The organism is Streptomyces stoeckheimensis (assembly GCF_045822005.1).
In the GTDB taxonomy this organism is placed as follows: Bacteria; Actinomycetota; Actinomycetes; order Streptomycetales; family Streptomycetaceae; genus Streptomyces; species Streptomyces stoeckheimensis.
The window spans coordinates 6,051,002-6,068,369 of the sequence record NZ_CP169550.1 but is presented as its reverse complement, the minus strand read 5'-3'; the positions used below and the strand labels follow the sequence as shown (position 1 = coordinate 6,068,369).

Genomic DNA, 17,368 nt, shown 5'->3' with positions numbered 1-17,368 from the left:
CTATTTCTCGACGTATCGAAGGGAGCGTAGCCCGCGCTCCAGATGCCAGTGCAAGTAGGCGGAGACCAGCCCGCTGCCCTCCCGCACGTGACGCGCCTCGCACGCGTCGGCATGTCCCCAGTCGCCCGTCAGCAGCGCGCTGAGCAGGGCGATGGCTTCCGACGAGGGTACGACGCTGCCGGGAACGCGGCAGTCACCGCATATGACCCCACCCGCGGCGACGGAGAAGTGCCGGTTGGGGCCGTGGAGTCCGCACTTCGCGCAGTCGTCGAAGCTGGGCGCGTAGCCGTTGACGGCGAGGGAGCGCAGCAGGAAGGCGTCGAGGATGAGGTTGGGGGCGTGTTCGCCGCGCGAGAGGGTGCGCAGGGCGCCGACGAGCAGCAGGTACTGCTGCACGGCGGGCTCGCCCTCGTGGTCGGTGAACCGCTCGGCGGTCTCCAGCATCGCGGTGCCGGCGGTGTAGCGGGCGTAGTCGGTGACGATGCCGTTGCCGTACGGGGCGATGATCTGGGTCTGCGTGCAGAGCGGCAGGCTGCGGCCGATCAGTTCGCCGCTGCGCGAGAAGAACTGCACGTCGGCGTGGGAGAAAGGTTCCAGCCCGGCGCCGAACTTGGACTTGGTGCGCCGGACGCCGCGGGCGACGGCCCGGACCCGGCCGTGGCCCCGGGTCAGGAGCGTGATGATGCGGTCCGCCTCACCCAGCTTCTGGGTGCGCAGCACGATGCCGTCGTCGCGGAACAGACTCATGGGCTCATTGTCCCGTACGCCACCGACAGGACGGACTCCCGGAACAGGCTCCCCGAACCGGGCTCCCCGAACGGCAGCGACCCCCGCCGGGCACGAGGCCCGGCGGGGGACACCCCTTGGGAGGATCAGGCGGTCGGCGCCGGGGCGGGCTCGCCCTCGCCCGACTGGGCCGGAATGGCTGCCGTGGGCTCGTCGTCCGCCGCCGCGGCCACCGCCACCGGGGCGTCGGCCTTCGGGGCGTCGGCCTTCGGGGCGTCGGCCTTCGGGGCCTCGGCCTTCGGGGCCTCGGCCGGGGCGTCGGCCAGGGCCTCGGCCGGGGCGTCCTTGCCCAGACCGTTGAAGATCAGGTTCAGGACGATCGCGGCCGTGGCACCGAGCGTCACACCGCTGTTGAGGAGCGAGGAGAGGTCAGCGTCCATGTGGTCCTTGAAGAGGACCGGGACGGTGGCGGGGAGCAGCGCGAAGGCCAGGGAGACACCCACGACGAGCGCGTTCTTCTCCTCCTTGAGGTCGACCTTGGCCAGGGTCTGGATGCCCGCCAGGGCCACCATCGCGAACATCACGGTCGCGGCGCCGCCGAGCACTCCGTGCGGGACCGCGGCGACGATCGCGGCGGCCTTGGGGATCAGGCCGAGCAGGATCATGAAGACACCCGCGGCGACCACGACGAAGCGGCTCTTGACCTTGGTCATGCGGACCAGGCCGACGTTCTCGGCGAAGGCCACGTACGGGAAGGAGTTCAGGACACCGCCGAGGGCGGTCGCGGCACCGTCGGCACGCAGGGCGCGGGCCACGGTCTCGCTGTCGATGTCCTTGCCGACGATGTCACCGACGGCGTAGGTGTCACCGGTGGTCTCGACCATGGTGATCAGCATGACGATGAGCATCAGCACGATCGGGAACCACTCGAACTTCGGCGCACCGTAGTAGAACGGGGTGGTGATGCCGATCCAGTCCGACTTGCTCACGTCGCCGAACTTGGCGTCACCGAGCAGGAAGGCGACGGCGGTGCCGCCGACGAGGCCGAGCAGGATGGAGATGCTGTTGAGGAACGGCTTGCCGAGCTTCATCAGGATCAGGATGAAGAGCATCGTGCCGCCGGCGTAGGCGAAGTGCTTCGGGTCACCGAAGTCGGGGCTGCCGAGGCCGCCCGCCGCGTCGTTCAGACCGACCGGGATCAGCACGATGCCGAGGACGGTGATCACCGTTCCGGTGACGACCGGCGGGAAGAGCCGCATGATCGTCCGGAAGGCCTTGGGGGGCAGCCAGGCGAAGGCGAAGGTGGCGATACCGGCCGTGATGACCGCGCCGTAGATGACGAGCAGGCCCGCCGTCCCGCCGCCCGCGCCGAGACCGATGGCGATCATCGGGGACACGGCGGTGAAGGTGACGCCCTGGATCAGGGGCAGCCGTGCACCGATCCTGCCGATGCCCCACGCTTGGATGATCGAGGCGATACCGCAGGTGAAGAGGTCGGCATTGATCAGGTAGACCAGCTGCTCGGTGGTGAGCCCGAGGGCGCCACCGACGATGATCGGAACGATCACCGCACCGGCGTAGAACGCGAGTACGTGCTGGAAGCCGTACAGCGCGAGCTTGGGGAGGGGGAGCACCTCGTCGACCGGGTGCGTGCTCTGCTTTCCGGTGGCGGAAAGCGGTGCGGCGACACGTGCCATCTCTGCCTTGCCCTTCAATGAGGTAGGTAACTGAGAGGAAGCTGAAGGAAGCTGGTTGTCCCTGGCCGAAGTGGGTCGTTAACCCGTTGATCCGTCAGGGCTGTCGTTGCGTCCACGTGAATCGAAGCTCCGCGGTGTTACCGGCGGCGTCTCCTCGTGTGACCGGAATTGAACGCCTGTGGGGCCGCTCACAGATATCGTCGACTTCTACAAAATGTTGACCACGCGGCGTGCGGGATCTGGAGATTTCTCCAGTGGCGGAGACCCCCGGTGTCGACTATGGCCAACGCTTCGCGAAATCGGCGCTTCCGGCTGCGCGAACGCGAAGGACGTAAGCGGTGACGTGCGGGTTAACACTCCGCAGGCCGTTCGGCCGCGCAAAGAAGAAGGCTCCGCTCCGTCCGTCCACCTGGCGGAAACACCCCGTACGGATGGCGCGCCTCCGCGGTTCACAGCACGCGGAAGGATCTCCGAATCGGGGGTGCGAGGCCCGATCGTTACCTCGGATTGTGCCGTTTTCGCCCACACCCTGAGACGCGGCCACGTCCGAAACCACCAGTGCCGCCGAAACGATCGCCTGCGCCGCCGTCGCCGCGGCGAGCACCGGATCCGTCCGGCGGTGGGCGCGGCCCGCCGCTCACCGACCCGGCCATCCGCCGCGACCTCGCCCTACGCCGCTTCGTCGCGGCGCACCCCGCCCCGGTGGTACGGGGCGCCGCCTGAGGCCCGTACGGACCCCTACGGCGCCCGGACCGCCGACAGCAGCCGCGCGACCTCGTCCGCGTCGATGCGCAGCGCCGAGCCCACGGTCGCCAGCACCTCGCGCTCCGCGGGGATGTACGGGCCGTCCGCCAGCGCGACGCGCGCGCCCTGCAGCAGGATCGATTCGCGGCCCGGACCGGCCAGGTGCGGGGCCAGCGGCTCCAGGGCCTCGTGCAGTTCGATCGAGAGCGCGGCGCCGTAGCAGTCGGGCCCGTCGTAGAGCCCGAGCCGCCCCTCTTCGGCGGCCAGCCCGTCGACGAGGGACTCCAGCTGCTCCTCGGTGCAGTCCTGGAACCCGGCGGACCGTACGGCGCCCACGGCGGCCTCCAGCGCACTGCGCGAGGCCGTCCCGCCGGCGGCCAGCACGGCCAGCGTCACGGTGTGCACGGCGTCGCGCAGCAGCGTGGAGAAGCGGGTGGTGGTGAGGTGGTCCAGGACCTCGGTGCCGAAGCGCTCGCGGCAGCCCTGGCACTCGACGACGGGACCCGCCTCCCCGCGGGGCAGCAGCGGCACGCCGAGGACGGTGAAGCGACGGCGCCCCGTGCGCCGGCGGTAGTTGCGGTCGCCACCGCAGTCGGGGCAGAAGAACTCCCCGTCCCCCACGGTGCTCCAGGTGGTGCGGATCCCCCAGACCATCAGCTTCCGGCCGTCCCCACCCCGAACTGGCAGCACGTCGCACCTCCGTAACCTTCCGGCAACATCGCCGGGTTGGCGTGATGTTAGCCACATCGGTGAGGATGCGTCAGTCGTGTGACAAGACAACATCGCGCGGCCGCCGTACTTGGCCGATCTGCGCCCCTGCCTCCGCCCGGCCCCGCACCCGGCCCCACCTGCGCGCCCGTCGTCCACGAACGCCCCTCGGCTTCCCTACGCTCGGCCGCATGAACGAGAAGTCCTGTCTGGTGACCGGCGCCGCGAGCGGCATCGGCCGGGCCACGGCCCTGCTGCTGGCCCGCTCCGGGGCCCGGGTGACCGCGTCCGACGTCAACGCCCCCGGCCTGGAGGCCCTGCGCGCACGGCTGGCCGGTGAGGGGCACGAGGTCACCGTGGTGACGGGTGACGTGTCCGATCCCGGGGCCAACCGCGCGATGGTGGAGGCCGCGGTCGACGCGTACGGGCGGCTCGACGTCGCCGTGGCGAACGCCGGAGTGCTCCCTCTTTCGGATGTACGGGAGACCAGCCCCGAGGACTGGGACCGCGTCATGGCGATCGACGGCCGGGGCATGTTCCTGACCTGCAAGTACGCCATCGAGGCCATGACCGCGCAGCCGACGCCCGGCGGGGCGCTGGTCTGCGTGTCCTCGATCTCGGGGGTGGCCGGCCAGGCCCGGCAGGCCGCGTACGGCCCGGCGAAGTTCGTGGCCTCGGGGCTGACCAAGCACCTGGCGGTGGAGTGGGCGGCGCGGGGGATCAGGGTCAACGCGGTGGCCCCCGGGACCATCCGTACGGAGCGGGTGCTGGCGCTGACGGACGAACCGGGCGGGCCCGAGTACCTCGAGGAGATCGCGGCGGCCCACCCGATGGGCCGGCTCGGCGAGCCGGAGGAGGTGGCCCGCGTCATCGCCTTCCTGGCCTCCGACGCGGCCTCGTTCGTGACGGGCGTCGTCCTGCCCGTGGACGGCGGCTACCTGGCGCGCTGAACCCCCGGGAACGGCGCAACCCCGCCCCTCCCGAAGGGGAGGAGCGGGGCTGCGTCGCGTACGGTCAGCGGCCCGCGCGGTTGACGGCGGAGATGACCGCCTTCAGGGAGGCGCGGGTGGTGTTCGCGTCGATGCCGATGCCCCACAGGACGCGGCCGTCGATCGCGCACTCGATGTACGAGGCGGCGACCGCGGAGGCGCCCTCGCTCATCGTGTGCTCGGTGTAGTCCAGCAGGCGGGCGTCGATGCCGATGGCGGCCAGCGCGTCGAAGAAGGCCGAGATCGGACCGTTGCCGGTACCGTCCAGCACGGTCTCCGCACCGTCCACGACCGCCTCGACGGTCAGCGTGTCGGTGCCGTCCTTGTCGGTGGTGGTCTGGCCGGAGCGCAGCTGGATGCGACCCCACGGGTTCTCCGGGTTGGGCAGGTACTCGTCCTGGAAGACGTCCCAGATCGCCTTCGGGGTGACCTCGCCGCCCTCGGAGTCGGTCTTGGCCTGGATGATCCGCGAGAACTCGATCTGCATGCGGCGCGGCAGGTCCAGCTTGTGGTCGTTCTTCAGGACGTACGCGATGCCGCCCTTGCCGGACTGCGAGTTGACCCGGATGACCGCCTCGTAGGAACGGCCGACGTCCTTCGGGTCGATGGGCAGGTACGGGACCGCCCACTCGATGTCATCGACGGTCTTGCCCTGGGCGGCCGCGTCGGCCTCCATGGCGTCGAAGCCCTTCTTGATGGCGTCCTGGTGGGAGCCGGAGAAGGCGGTGTAGACCAGGTCGCCCGCGTAGGGGTGGCGCGGGTGGACTTCCATCTGGTTGCAGTACTCGCTGGTGCGACGGATCTCGTCGATCTGCGAGAAGTCGATCTGCGGGTCGATGCCCTGCGAGAACAGGTTCATGCCCAGCGTGATCAGGTCGACGTTGCCGGTGCGCTCGCCCTGCCCGAACAGGCAGCCCTCGATGCGGTCGGCGCCGGCCATCAGGGCCAGCTCGGCGGCCGCCACGGCGGTGCCGCGGTCGTTGTGCGGGTGCACGGAGATGCAGATGTGCTCGCGGCGGGTCAGGTTGCGGGCCATCCACTCGAAGCGGTCCGCGTGGGTGGAGGGCGTCGAGCGCTCCACGGTGGCGGGCAGGTTCAGGATGATCTCGCGGCCCTCGGACGGCTGCCACACGTCGCAGACGGCCTCGCAGACCTCCAGGGCGAAGTCCAGCTCGGTGTCGGTGAAGATCTCCGGGCTGTACTGGTAGCCGAAGACGGTGTCGGCGCCCAGCAGCTTGTCGGCGTACTCCATGACCAGGCGGGTGCCGTCGACGGCGATCTGCTTGATCTGCTCCTTGGAGCCGCGGAAGACGACCCGGCGGAAGGTGGGCGCGGTCGCGTTGTACAGGTGCACGGTGGCGCGCTTGGCGCCGACCAGCGACTCCACGGTCCGCTCGATCAGGTCCTCGCGGGCCTGGGTCAGTACGGAGATGGTCACGTCGTCCGGGATCGCGCCCTCTTCGATGATGGAGCGCACGAAGTTGAAGTCGGTCTCACCGGAGGACGGGAAGCCGACCTCGATCTCCTTGTAGCCCATGCGCACCAGCAGGTCGAACATCTCGCGCTTGCGGGCGGGGGTCATCGGGTCGATCAGCGACTGGTTGCCGTCGCGCAGGTCCGTGGACAGCCAGCGGGGCGCCTTGGTGACGCGGGCTTCGGGCCAGGTGCGGTCGGGGATGTCCACCTGCTCGTACGAGCCGTACTTGTGGATGGGCATCCCGGAGGGCTTCTGGGTGTGGGTCGCGTTCGTGATGGGCGTGGGGCGACCGACAAAAGTGTGCTGGCTCATGACGCTGGGCTCCTCGCGTGTCCGCGTGTAGTTCGCTGGGACGGCCGACGGACGGTCGCAAAACCGCAACACCAAACTCCGCGGGGAGGGGGTCGGCCTACGACTACAGGCCCTCGCCGCGGCAGCTAAGGAGGAGCAGCCCGAAACGCATGATGGGCCGAGCCTAACCGAGCCGCCCCGAATTGCGGGGGCTGTTTCAGTATGCAAGACCGGCAGGTCCGTTTTGCACCCTTTGTGAGCTAAGCCTCTTTACCTCTTGCCCGTCCGGCCCGATGTCCGGTTGATCCGTCAATGCACCGCGACCACTTTCAGACGACCGAATGAATCATGGTCGCCCCTAGTGACACAGCCGTCACGCACTGCCACATTGCCGGGCATGGATGCCTTCTTCGTTCGCCGTCACCCCGTCTTCTGCACCGTGGTGCCGCCGCACCTCCTCGACAAGATCGCCCGGTCCGAGGACCCCGCCCGGGCCGCCGCCGCGCGGCGGACCCTCGAGCTGGACGCCTCCCATCGGGTCCGGCGACTGATGGCGGTGCTCCCGCCCGCCGTGGAGACACCGTCCGAGACCCCCGCGCGGACCATCTACGACGCACAGCACAAGACCCGGCTGCCCGGGAAGAAGGTGCGCGGCGAGGGCGAGGAGGCCGGCCAGGACGCCAGCGTCAACCGTGCCTACGCCGGGCTCGGGGCCACCTTCGAGCTCTTCCTCAAGGGCTTCGGCCGCCACTCCATCGACGATGCCGGCCTGCCGCTGGACGCCAGCGTCCACTACGACCGGCTGTACAACAACGCCTTCTGGGACGGCAGCCAGATGGTGTTCGGCGACGGGGACGGGGACCTCTTCCTCGACTTCACCGTGTCCGTGGACGTCATCGGGCACGAGCTGACCCACGGTGTCACCCAGCACACCGCCGACCTGGAGTACTACGGCCAGTCCGGCGCGCTCAACGAGTCCATGTCCGACGTCTTCGGCTCCCTCATCAAGCAGTACTCGCTGGACCAGACCGCCGAGGACGCCGACTGGCTGATCGGCGCCGGACTCCTCGGTCCCTCCGTGGACAGCGGTTTCGCCCTGCGGTCGATGAAGGCGCCCGGGACGGCGTACGAGGACGACGAGCTCGGCAAGGACCCGCAGCCGGCGACCATGGACGACTACGTCCGCACCTCCCGCGACAACGGCGGCGTGCACATCAACTCCGGCATCCCCAACCACGCCTTCTACCTCGTCGCCACCGAGCTCGGCGGCAAGGCCTGGGAGCGGGCCGGACGGATCTGGTACGACACCCTGACCGGCGGGGAGCTGGGCCCGAAGGCGGACTTCGCCCGGTTCGCCGCCCTGACGACCGCCGCGGCCGTCACCCGGTACGGCGACGGCGGCGCGGAACACCAGGCGCTGCAGAAGGCTTGGTCGACGGTCGGCCTGGGGTAGGAAGCGTGGGCCCGACGGCCCGGGGTAGGAGGGCGGTCATGCGGATTCAGGTGGTGCGGACGGGCGGCTTCGCGGGGATCGAGCGGCGGGGCGAGGTGGACACCTCCGGCCTGCCCGACGAGGCCGAGTGGCAGGCGCTGGCACAGCTGGCCCTGCGGCCCGGCCTGCCGCGCGATCCGGCGGACCGGATCCGGGACGGCTTCTCGTACCGGATCACGGTGGACGGGCGGACGGTGCTCTGCCAGGACCCGAACCTCTCGGACGCGCAGCGCACGCTGATCTCACGGGTTTTGAAGGAAGGCGCCTGACGGACGGCGCTCGAAAGAAGGTGCCCGGCCAGGGCCCATTTGCTTGGATGGCCGGATGATCACGTCTTCCGACATGCTGCCCGCGCTCGAGCGCTACTACGACACCGCGCCCCGGGCGGGAGGGGCTCGGGCCGAGGACTTCGGCCCGCTGACCCTGTTCGTCCAGGAGAGCGACGGCTGGCCGTACTACGCGCGGCCCGCGCTCGGCGCCGCCTCGGCCGAGGGCGTCTCCGCGGCCGACGTGGAGCGGGTGCTGGCCCGGCAGCGGGAGTTGAAGATCCCCGAGGCCTTCGAGTGGGTGGCCGAAACCACCCCCTCGCTGCGGGCCGCCGCGGAGGCCGCAGGGCTGAACGTGCACGCGCATCCGCTGATGGTCCTGGACCCCTCGGCGGTACGGCTCCCCGCGCATCCGGACGTACGCGTACTCGGCGCGGCCGACCCGCTGCTGCGCGCGGCCGTGACGGTGCCGATGCTGGCCTTCGCCGCTCCCGGTACGGCGGTGGGCGAGGCGGGCCCGGCGGAACTCGCGGCGGCGGAGCGGGACCCGGCCTCCGAAGGCCGCCGGATCCGGGTGGCGGGGATGATCGAGTCGGGCCGTACCGCCCTGGCGGCGGCCGTGCGCGACGGCGTGGTCCTGTGCTCCGGCCAGTACGTCCCGGTCGGTGACGTCGCCGAGGTGGTCGGTGTCGGCACCCTTCCCTCGGCCCGCCGCCAGGGCCTGGCCCTCGCGGTGACGGCGGCCCTGGTCGCCGACGCCCTGGCCCGCGGAGCCCGCACGGTCTTCCTCTCGGCGGGCGACGAGGACGTGGCCCGCCTCTACGCCCGCCTCGGCTTCCGCTCCGTGGGCACGGCCCTGATCGCCGACCGGCCGCTGTGATCCGCCGCGTGCGCCGACGGGCCGGGAGCCGACGGGCCCGGGGCTGACGCGCCGGAGGCGGCTCGCGCAATTCCGGGCCCGTCTTTTTGCGGGAACGGCAAGGGCGCTTGGCCCGTGCGCGGGTCCGGGCGGAGCATCGGAGGCGCGGGCACCCGTACCCGTACCGAACGGAAAGAGGCCGCCATGGCGCACGCGCACAACCAGCACTCCCCCGGGACCGAGACCGGGACCGACTTCGTGGGCGAGGAGTTCTGGGACTCCCGCTACCGCGAGAGCGAGAGGATCTGGAGCGGGGACGCCAACGCCGTGCTGGCCCGGGAGGCCGCCCCGCTCGCGCCCGGCCGGGCCCTGGACCTCGGCTGCGGTGAGGGCGGCGACGCCGTGTGGCTCGCGCGGCAGGGCTGGTACGTCACCGGGACGGACATCTCCGGGGTCGCCCTGGAGCGCGCGGCGGTCCACGCCGCCGAGGCCGGGGTCGCGGACCGCACCGCGTGGGAGCGGCACGACCTCGCGGAGTCCTTCCCGTCCGGGGAGTACGACTTGGTCTCCGCGTGCTTCCTGCACACCTTCGGGGAGTTCCCGCGGGAGCGGATCCTGCGCCGGGCCGCCGCGGCCGTGGCCCCCGGCGGGATCCTGCTCGTCGTCGGACACGCCGGCTGGGCGTCCTGGCAGGAGGACCGCCCGGAGGTGGACTTCCCGACCCCGGACGAGGTCCTCGCCCAGCTGGAACTGGAGGCCGGCGCCTGGGAGGTCCTGCTGGCCGAGGAACACGTACGGGTCCAGAACCAGCCTGACGGCCGGCCCGGGACCCGTACGGACAATGCGCTGAAGGTGCGGCGGCTTCCGTAGAAGCCTGCTGCTAGAACCCCAGCTTGCGGAGCTGCTTGGGGTCGCGCTGCCAGTCCTTGGCGACCTTCACGTGCAGGTCGAGGAAGACCGGGGTGCCGAGCAGCGCCTCGATGTGCTTGCGCGACTTCATCCCGACCTCCTTCAGGCGGGCGCCCTTCGGGCCGATGATGATGCCCTTCTGGCTCGGCCGCTCGATGTAGAGGTTGGCGTGGATGTCCAGCAGCGGACGGTCCGCCGGGCGGTTCTCCCGGGGGATCATCTCCTCGACGACCACGGCGATGGAGTGCGGGAGCTCGTCCCGTACGCCTTCCAGCGCGGCCTCGCGGATCAGCTCCGCGACCATCACCATCTCGGGCTCGTCGGTGAGGTCGCCCTCCGGGTAGAGCGGCGGGCTCTTCGGCAGCATCGGCGCGATCAGGTCGGCCAGCAGCTGGACCTGGGTGTCGCCGACCGCCGAGACCGGGACGATCTCGGCCCACTCGAAGCCCAGCTCCTCGGCGAGCTGGTGCACGGCGAGGAGCTGCTCGCCCACGACCTTGGACTCGACGAGGTCGGTCTTGGTGATGATGGCGATCTTGGGGGTCTTCTTGATCCCCGCGAGCTCCTTGACGATGAACTTGTCACCGGGGCCGAGCTTCTGGTCCGCGGGCAGGCAGAAGCCGATCACGTCGACCTCGGACCAGGTCGCGCGCACCACGTCGTTCAGCCGCTCGCCGAGCAGCGTGCGCGGCTTGTGGAGGCCGGGCGTGTCGACCAGGACGAGCTGGGCGTCGGGGCGGTGCACGATGCCGCGGACGGTGTGGCGGGTGGTCTGCGGCCTGTTGGAGGTGATCGCGACCTTGGTACCCACGAGCGCGTTGGTCAGGGTCGACTTCCCCGCGTTGGGACGGCCGACGAAGCATGCGAAGCCCGCACGGTGCGGGCTGGTGGTCTCGGGGGAACGATCGCTCATACGGGCCATTCTCCCCGATGCGGCTCCCAGCGCCGACCAGGCCGCCGCCACGAGGGCGAGAGCGGCCGCGAGCAGGCCGTTCAGGGCGGGGCGCGCGGCGTGTCCGGCGGTGGCCCGGGCGGCCGCCCCGTCGGCCCGCGCCACCACCGCGACCTCGGCCCATTCCAGGGCGGGCGCGTCCGCCCAGTGCGCGGTGAGCCGGACCCGCTGGCCGGGCAGCAGCTCGGCGGGCAGGCCGGTGAGGGGGCGGGAGAGCAGACTCCGGCCGAGGGCCCCGGAGGCGGTCAGGGTGGCTCGGGGGCGCAGGGTGACGTTGCCGAGGTTGTGGAGCGTGTACGAGATCTCCGCGCCGGCCGCGCCGCGGCGGGTGGTGCGGAGCTCCTCGACGGCCAGGGCGGGGGCGGTGGGACCGGTGACCCGGAGGTAGATGCGGGCGGCGACGGCCTGCTGGATCCCGATCCCCCGAACCGCGGTGTCGGCCGGCCGGTCCTCCAGGGCGACGAGGGCTCCGGGATGGTCCCCGGGTTCGGCCCGGTCGGGGACGGTGAGGGTGAAGCCGACGTCGACCGCCGTCTTCGCCGGGACGGTGATCCGCTCCCGCGCCAGCGCCGTCCAGGCGCCGGTGGCGGTGCGTGGCTCCTCGGGCCCGCGCAGGGCGAAGCCGCCGTCGCGGGCGGTGTTGTAGGCGTCGGCGGCGTAGAGGCGGAAGGTGCGGGGGCGGTCGGTGCGGTTGGCGATGGTGACGGAGTCGGTCACGGCCTGGCCGGGGGCGGCGGCGAGGTAGAAGTACGGGCGCTGCCCGAGGGTGTTGGCGGCGGGCAGCACGGACCACTGCCCGTTGTCCGCGGCGCCGGCGGTTCCGGCTCCGCCGAGCAGGACGATGCCGAGCCCCATGAGCAGGGCGGTGGCCGTAGACGCGGCCAGGCGGTGCCATGCCCGGGCAGCCGGGCCCGGGGCGGGGGCCTGATCCGCTACCGCGCCCGCGGGGCGGCTCCGGGGGGTTCCTCTCCCCGCCCCGCCCTTCCTCCGTTCCCCGGGCGCTGCCCGGACCCCGGTCCTCAAACGCCGGACGGGCTGGGAGGACCCTGGGCTGCGCCCGGACTCCCTGGGGCTCCGCCCCAGACCCCGCGCCGCAGACGCCGGCGAGGCTGGAATTGCCCGCCGTCGGCCACAATCCAGCCCCTCCGGCGTGTGAGGAGCGGGGGGCCGGCCGGGCCGGGTCACGACAGGGTCAGGGTCAGCACCGCCGTGTAGGCGCCCGGCGGGGTGTACGGGGGCACCTGGAGGGTGACGGCCGCGTCGACGGTGAAGGTGCCGCCGACGAGGGCGGCGTCACCGGTGGAGGCCAGGACCGCCCCGTCCGGCCCGACGGTGCCCGCACTGCCCGGCGTGCACGCGCTGGGGCTGCCGGGCGCGGCCGCGCACGTCGGGGTCCAGCTCAGGGAGGCACCCGGGATGCGGACCCCGCCGGAGCCGGTGAAATCGGTGACCTTGCCGATCAGGGACCACCCCGCCGGCCCGCCGCGGGCGTCCTTGACGGTGACGGTGCCGATCCGGCCGGCCGCCGCGCCGCCGTCCCCGTACGGGACCGCGGCCAGGGTCACCGCGTCGCCCTCCTGGGTCATGCCGAGTTCCCCCGGCTGCACGACGGCGGTCACCGTCTGGCTGCCCGGCGGCAGCGGCGCGGCGACGATCACCGTGTACGCGGCCGGGCCGGAGCCCCGTTCCGGAGTCCAGGCGGCACCCTCGTACGCCACGACGGCGGTGGTCGCCCGGTCCGTGACCGGCAGCTCCGCGAGGACCACGCCGAGCTCGTCCGCCTTCGCGGTGACCCGGTCGGCGGTCTGCGCCGCACCCGCCCGGCCGGCCACGGTGACCTCGGCGCCGGGGACGAAGCCGGCTCCGGTGACCTTGACCGCGGCACCCGGACCGCCCGCGGCCGTACCGAGCGCGACGGTGCGCAGGTTGGCCGCCGGCAGCGGGCTCGCGGTGATGCGCCGCGCGACCGGGGCTCCGGCCGGGAGCGGCAACGGCGACGGCAGGGGCAGCACGCCCGGCGACGCGCCCGGCGACGACGTGGACGGCGACGGCACCGCAGGCGCGGACGCGGATGCCGACGCCGACACGGAGGGCTTCGGAGACGGATCCGGCCCCGGCGCCCCGCCCCCGGCGACCGCGCACACGGTGTCGAGTTCGAGCAGGTGGCCGGTGTGCAGGGTGTAGCCGCCCGGGGCCAGGGTGATCTCACCGGGAGCGGTGACGGTGAAGGTGCCGGTCATCGTCACGACGGGCAGGGCCCCGCCCGCCTCGACGGGGTCATTGCGTTTGGCTCCGACGACCGTGACCTCGCCCTGCTGCGCGCCCCCGAGGACGATCCGCCCCGTCGGGGTGAGGACGTCGGCGGGCAGGGCGACGGCCAGCGGGTTCACGGCCGGGGTCCGGGCCACCTGGTAGGTGACGGTGACGGTGTCGCCGACGCGGGGCGCGGAGTCGTCCACGGTGACCCGGGCGGTGGTGGGCCCGTCGGCCGGCGGCAGCCCGGCTTCCTGCGGAGGCAGGCAGTGCGTCGGGAACTCGACCTGCCCCGGAGGCGCCTCCCCCTCCGCCGCGGCGGGCGCGCTCAGCGCACCCCCGGTCGCGGCGGCCAGTACTGCCATGCCGACAGCCGCCGACCATCCTCTGTGCCGCGCCGAAGTCCGCACTGACCGCCCCCTGGGATCCCGTACCCCGCCAGGGGGCCATTCACGAGCGGGCGGGGGGATAAGTCAATGCACGGACCCGGCAGCATCTGATGTCCCATCAGGAGATGGCAGGGTGGTGCCCGGTGCGGTGGCACGGAAGGTCCGCCGGTAGGCCGTCGGGCTCACGCCGAGCGCCGCCTGGACGTGTTTGCGCAGGGACTGCGCGGTCCCGAAGCCCGCCTCCCGGGCCACGTGTTCCATCGGCAGGTCCGTCTGCTCCAGCAGCGCCCGGGCCCGCTCCACCCGCTGCCCGACGATCCACTCGCCCGGGCTGAGCCCCGACTCCTCGCGGAACCTGCGCGTGAAGGTCCGTACCGACATCGCTTCCTGCCGCGCCAGGTCGGTCAGCCGCAGCGGTTCGTGCAGCCGGTCCAGTACCCAGGCGCGGGCCGCCGTGGTGGCCGACCGCTGCGGCTGCGGCACCGGGCGCTCGATGAACTGCGCCTGGCCGCCCTCGCGGTGCGGGGGGACGACGGTGCGCCGGGCCACGTCGTTGGCGACGGCCGCGCCGTGGTCGCGGCGCACGATGTGCAGGCACAGGTCGATCCCGGCGGCGACTCCGGCGGAGGTGAGCACGTCCCCGTCGTCGGTGTAGAGCACGTCCGGGTCGACCAGTACGGCCGGGAAGGTCTGCTGGAAGTGCCCGGCGGCGGACCAGTGGGTGGTGGCCCGGCGGCCGTCCAGGAACCCGGCGGCGGCGAGGACGTACCCGCCCGTGCAGATGGAGACGAGCCGGGTGCCGGGCCTGATGTGCGCGAGGGCGGTGGCGAGTTCGGGGGTGAGCCGGCCCTCGTCGTGGACCGGGCCCAGCTCGTAGGAGGCGGGGACCACCACCGTGTCGGCCGTGGCCAGCAGTTCGGGACCGTGCTCTACGTGGATGTCGAAGTCGGCGTCCGTGGGTACCCGGCCGGGGGCGAGCCCGCAGGTGAGGATCTCGTACAGCGGCCTCCCGGCGGGATCCTTCGCCCTCCCGAAGATCCGGTGCGGGATCCCGAGCTCGAAGGGCAGCAGACCGGCGAGGGCGAGGACGACGACACGGTGCGCGCGGGGCTCCATGGCCCGATCATATCGAAGCGTGTCGGTCAGGCCACTGTCGTACGGGACCCCGGCGGCCGGAAACTATCGGCGTGACGCAGACAGCCCCGGGCCCCGGCCCCTCCCCCGAGCCCTCCCCCGCACCGACGCCCGCCTCCGGCCCGGCGGCCGGCACCGACTCCACGGCCGGTGCGGCCCGCCCCGTCGTCCGCGTCCACCGCATCCACCGCGCCTGGTTCGTCGCGGCCGTCGCCTTCGTGACGATCATCGGAGCCGCCGCCTTCGCCTCGCTCCCCGGCCTGCTCATCGAGCCGCTGCACGAGGAGTTCGACTGGTCCCGGGGCACGATCGGCCTCGCCGTCTCCGTGAACCTCGCGCTGTACGGGCTCACCGCGCCGTTCGCCGCCGCGCTGATGGACCGCTTCGGCATCCGCAGGGTCGTCGCCCTCGCGCTGACCGTCATAGCCGCCGGCTCGGTGGCCACCGTGTGGATGACCACCTCCTGGCAGCTGATCCTGTACTGGGGCGTCCTGGTCGGGCTGGGCAGCGGCTCGATGGCCCTGGCCTTCGCCGCGACGGTGACCAACCGCTGGTTCGTCGCCCGGCGCGGCCTGGTCACCGGCATCCTGACCGCAGCCGGGGCCTCCGGCCAGCTGATCTTCCTGCCGCTGCTGGCCTGGCTGGTCGAGAACCACGGCTGGCGCCCGGCGGCGGTCACCGTCTCGCTGGCGGCCCTGGCCGTCGTGCCCTTCGTCTGGCTGCTGCTGCGCGACCACCCGGCGGACATCGGGACCACCCCGTACGGGGGCGCGTACACGGCCAAGCCCGCCCCCGTCCCGGGCGCCGCCCGCAGGGCCCTGGGCGTCCTGGCCAAGGCGGCCCGGACCGGCCCCTTCTGGCTGCTGGCGGGCACCTTCGCGATCTGCGGGGCCTCGACGAACGGGCTGGTGAAGACCCACTTCGTCCCGTCGGCCCACGACCACGGCATGCCGGTGACGGCGGCGGCCGGACTGCTCGCCGTGATCGGCGTGTTCGACGTGATCGGCACGGTGTTCTCCGGCTGGCTGACGGACCGCTTCGAATCGCGCCGCCTCCTCGCCGTCTACTACGCCCTGCGCGGGGTCTCGCTGCTCTTCCTCCCCATGCTGCTGGCCCCGACCGTGCACCCGCCGATGGTGTTCTTCATCGTCTTCTACGGCCTGGACTGGGTCGCGACGGTCCCGCCGACGATCGCCCTGTGCCGCGAGCACTACGGAGAGGACGGGGCCATCGTCTTCGGCTGGGTCCTGGCCTCGCACCAGATCGGTGCCGCGCTGGTGGCCTTCCTCGGCGGCCTGGCCCGCGACGCCTTCGGCTCGTACGACCCCGTCTGGTACGCCTCGGGCGCCCTGTGCGCGATGGCCGCCCTGATGGCGATGGTCATCCGCCGCCGCTCCGCATCCGGGGACGGAGCCGGAGCCGTCACGGCCTGACGATCCGCCACGGGCGGTCACGGGCCACCACGGTCCGCACTGCCAGGATGTCCCCGTGGACGACACGGGCGGGATGGCGGCGGCGGAAGAGACGGATGACGCGGAAGAGCTGGTACGGGCGGCGGAGGCCGGGGACGAGGCGACCGTCTCGCGGCTGCTGAGCCGGGGCGCCGCCGCGGACGCGCGGGACGCCGAAGGGCGCACGGGGCTGGACCTCGCCGTGCGCGAGGGCCGGGACGGCGCGGTACGCGTCCTGCTCGCCGCCGGCTCCGATCCCGAGCAGGTCACGGGCCCGTACGCCGAGGAACTGCCGCTGGTGCAGGCGGCCACCAGGGGCCACACCGGCATCGTGCGGCAGTTGCTCGCCGCCGGCGCCGACCCCGACCGCGCCAACGGGCTGCGCGCCACCGCTCTGGGCCGCGCGGGGGCCGAGGGCCACACGGAAACGGCCCGGGTCCTGCTGGAGCACGGAGCGGATCCGCACCTCCGCTGGAAGACCCTGCCCCCCGCCGAGTGGGCGGCCCGCTTCGGCCACACCGGGACGGCGGAGTTCCTGCGCACGTGGTCCGCCGGGCCGGGCGGCCCGGTGGCTACGGCTTAGGCCCCGGCCGCGGTGGTGGACTTCAGGGTGCCGTCCGGGCCCGCCAGGAGGACCGGGGTGTCCGGGCCGCCGAGGTCACGGACCGCCGCGCGGTCGGCGTCGGAGGGGGCCTCCGACGCGCTGACGACGGCCGCCGCCTCCAGGGACTGGGCGCCGCTGGCCACGGCCATCGCGACGGCCGTCTGGAGCGCGCTCAGCTTCAGGGAGTCCAGAGCCACGGTTCCGGCGACGTACGTACGGCCGGTCTCGTCCCGGACCGCCGCCCCCTCGGGCACGCCGTTGCGGGCCCGGGCGCTGCGCGCCAGCGTGATGATCTTGATGTCTTCGGGGTCGATCCCGGTGCTGTCGGTCATAGCCCGAAGCATATGGAGCGCGTCTGCGGGGCCGCACGACGGCCCCGCAGACGCGCTCTCCCCTCCACCCCCGGTGTCCCCCCGAGATCTTGGTG

At 72.7% G+C, this 17,368-nt stretch carries 15 protein-coding genes and 1 pseudogene; 7 read left to right on the top strand and 9 right to left on the bottom strand.

The features are described from left to right. The 3 genes from recO to ACE1OC_RS27485 all read right to left on the bottom strand — a co-directional run bounded on the left by recO (window position 1) and on the right by ACE1OC_RS27485 (window position 3,857). Window positions 1–747 (bottom strand): DNA repair protein RecO, encoded by a 747-nt coding sequence (gene recO / locus ACE1OC_RS27495; protein ID WP_250754311.1) that lies wholly within the window; start codon window positions 745–747, stop codon window positions 1–3. Between the two features lie 125 nt (window positions 748–872). Further along, window positions 873–2,423 (bottom strand): nucleobase:cation symporter-2 family protein, encoded by a 1,551-nt coding sequence (locus ACE1OC_RS27490; RefSeq protein WP_407839256.1) that lies wholly within the window; start codon window positions 2,421–2,423, stop codon window positions 873–875. A gap of 738 nt (window positions 2,424–3,161) precedes the next feature. After that, complete coding sequence (locus ACE1OC_RS27485; protein WP_407839255.1) at window positions 3,162–3,857, bottom strand: TerB family tellurite resistance protein; 696 nt, start codon at window positions 3,855–3,857, stop codon at window positions 3,162–3,164. A 209-nt stretch (window positions 3,858–4,066) separates the two neighbouring features. On the opposite strand from ACE1OC_RS27485, the gene ACE1OC_RS27480 reads away from it, so the two are divergent. Further along, on the top strand, window positions 4,067–4,825 hold the full coding sequence (locus ACE1OC_RS27480) for an SDR family NAD(P)-dependent oxidoreductase (RefSeq protein WP_407839254.1): 759 nt from the start codon (window positions 4,067–4,069) through the stop codon (window positions 4,823–4,825). 64 nt (window positions 4,826–4,889) lie between these two features. Here ACE1OC_RS27480 and leuA read toward each other — a convergent pair whose 3' ends face one another. Then, complete coding sequence (leuA, locus tag ACE1OC_RS27475) at window positions 4,890–6,653, bottom strand: 2-isopropylmalate synthase (protein WP_407839253.1); 1,764 nt, start codon at window positions 6,651–6,653, stop codon at window positions 4,890–4,892. Between the two features lie 376 nt (window positions 6,654–7,029). On the opposite strand from leuA, the gene ACE1OC_RS27470 reads away from it, so the two are divergent. The 4 genes from ACE1OC_RS27470 (at window position 7,030) to ACE1OC_RS27455 (ending at window position 10,119) form a co-directional block, all read left to right on the top strand. Continuing rightward, window positions 7,030–8,085, top strand: a complete 1,056-nt coding sequence (locus ACE1OC_RS27470; RefSeq protein WP_407839252.1) for a M4 family metallopeptidase — start codon at window positions 7,030–7,032, stop codon at window positions 8,083–8,085. A gap of 38 nt (window positions 8,086–8,123) precedes the next feature. Then, window positions 8,124–8,393, top strand: coding sequence for a protealysin inhibitor emfourin (locus ACE1OC_RS27465; protein WP_407839251.1), 270 nt, complete (start codon window positions 8,124–8,126; stop codon window positions 8,391–8,393). 55 nt (window positions 8,394–8,448) lie between these two features. Next, on the top strand, window positions 8,449–9,270 hold the full coding sequence (locus ACE1OC_RS27460) for a GNAT family N-acetyltransferase (RefSeq protein ID WP_407839250.1): 822 nt from the start codon (window positions 8,449–8,451) through the stop codon (window positions 9,268–9,270). A gap of 183 nt (window positions 9,271–9,453) precedes the next feature. After that, window positions 9,454–10,119 carry an SAM-dependent methyltransferase gene (locus tag ACE1OC_RS27455; protein WP_407839249.1) on the top strand — a complete coding sequence of 222 codons (666 nt, stop codon included), beginning with the start codon at window positions 9,454–9,456 and terminating at the stop codon, window positions 10,117–10,119. A gap of 10 nt (window positions 10,120–10,129) precedes the next feature. Here ACE1OC_RS27455 and era read toward each other — a convergent pair whose 3' ends face one another. From era to ACE1OC_RS27435, 4 genes and pseudogenes are all read right to left on the bottom strand, one after another. Beyond that, the gene (gene era / locus ACE1OC_RS27450; RefSeq protein ID WP_407841695.1) at window positions 10,130–11,080 is read right to left on the bottom strand and encodes a GTPase Era; all 951 of its coding nucleotides are present in this window, start codon (window positions 11,078–11,080) and stop codon (window positions 10,130–10,132) included. Between the two features lie 504 nt (window positions 11,081–11,584). After that, a pseudogene (locus ACE1OC_RS27445) lies at window positions 11,585–11,965 on the bottom strand (WxL protein peptidoglycan domain-containing protein); the annotation flags it as partial. Window positions 11,966–12,291: 326 nt separating this feature from the next. Beyond that, window positions 12,292–13,728, bottom strand: a complete 1,437-nt coding sequence (locus ACE1OC_RS27440) for a beta-xylosidase (RefSeq protein ID WP_407839248.1) — start codon at window positions 13,726–13,728, stop codon at window positions 12,292–12,294. Window positions 13,729–13,836: 108 nt separating this feature from the next. Next, window positions 13,837–14,868: a GlxA family transcriptional regulator gene (locus ACE1OC_RS27435; RefSeq protein WP_407839247.1), complete on the bottom strand. Its 1,032-nt coding sequence runs from the start codon at window positions 14,866–14,868 to the stop codon at window positions 13,837–13,839. Window positions 14,869–14,939: 71 nt separating this feature from the next. Here ACE1OC_RS27435 and ACE1OC_RS27430 point away from each other — a divergent pair, with 71 nt between their 5' ends. Beyond that, the gene (locus ACE1OC_RS27430) at window positions 14,940–16,319 is read left to right on the top strand and encodes an MFS transporter (protein WP_407839246.1); all 1,380 of its coding nucleotides are present in this window, start codon (window positions 14,940–14,942) and stop codon (window positions 16,317–16,319) included. 55 nt (window positions 16,320–16,374) lie between these two features. Continuing rightward, the gene (locus tag ACE1OC_RS27425; RefSeq protein WP_407839245.1) at window positions 16,375–16,920 is read left to right on the top strand and encodes an ankyrin repeat domain-containing protein; all 546 of its coding nucleotides are present in this window, start codon (window positions 16,375–16,377) and stop codon (window positions 16,918–16,920) included. On the opposite strand, the gene ACE1OC_RS27420 is transcribed toward ACE1OC_RS27425, so the two are convergent. Continuing rightward, window positions 16,917–17,273, bottom strand: a complete 357-nt coding sequence (locus ACE1OC_RS27420; RefSeq protein WP_407839244.1) for a cytidine deaminase — start codon at window positions 17,271–17,273, stop codon at window positions 16,917–16,919. The genes ACE1OC_RS27425 and ACE1OC_RS27420 overlap by 4 nt on opposite strands. Window positions 17,274–17,368 lie beyond the last annotated feature (95 nt).

Excerpts from the sequence above, each read along its gene's own strand:
- recO (WP_250754311.1), bottom strand. The coding sequence starts at position 747 with ATGAGTCTGTTCCGCGACGACGGCATCGTGCTGCGCACCCAGAAGCTG.
- ACE1OC_RS27490 (WP_407839256.1), bottom strand. The coding sequence starts at position 2,423 with ATGGCACGTGTCGCCGCACCGCTTTCCGCCACCGGAAAGCAGAGCACG.
- ACE1OC_RS27480 (WP_407839254.1), top strand. The coding sequence starts at position 4,067 with ATGAACGAGAAGTCCTGTCTGGTGACCGGCGCCGCGAGCGGCATCGGC.
- leuA (WP_407839253.1), bottom strand. The coding sequence starts at position 6,653 with ATGAGCCAGCACACTTTTGTCGGTCGCCCCACGCCCATCACGAACGCG.
- ACE1OC_RS27470 (WP_407839252.1), top strand. The coding sequence starts at position 7,030 with ATGGATGCCTTCTTCGTTCGCCGTCACCCCGTCTTCTGCACCGTGGTG.
- ACE1OC_RS27465 (WP_407839251.1), top strand. The coding sequence starts at position 8,124 with ATGCGGATTCAGGTGGTGCGGACGGGCGGCTTCGCGGGGATCGAGCGG.
- ACE1OC_RS27460 (WP_407839250.1), top strand. The coding sequence starts at position 8,449 with ATGATCACGTCTTCCGACATGCTGCCCGCGCTCGAGCGCTACTACGAC.
- ACE1OC_RS27455 (WP_407839249.1), top strand. The coding sequence starts at position 9,454 with ATGGCGCACGCGCACAACCAGCACTCCCCCGGGACCGAGACCGGGACC.
- era (WP_407841695.1), bottom strand. The coding sequence starts at position 11,080 with ATGGCCCGTATGAGCGATCGTTCCCCCGAGACCACCAGCCCGCACCGT.
- ACE1OC_RS27440 (WP_407839248.1), bottom strand. The coding sequence starts at position 13,728 with ATGGCAGTACTGGCCGCCGCGACCGGGGGTGCGCTGAGCGCGCCCGCC.
- ACE1OC_RS27435 (WP_407839247.1), bottom strand. The coding sequence starts at position 14,868 with ATGGAGCCCCGCGCGCACCGTGTCGTCGTCCTCGCCCTCGCCGGTCTG.
- ACE1OC_RS27420 (WP_407839244.1), bottom strand. The coding sequence starts at position 17,273 with ATGACCGACAGCACCGGGATCGACCCCGAAGACATCAAGATCATCACG.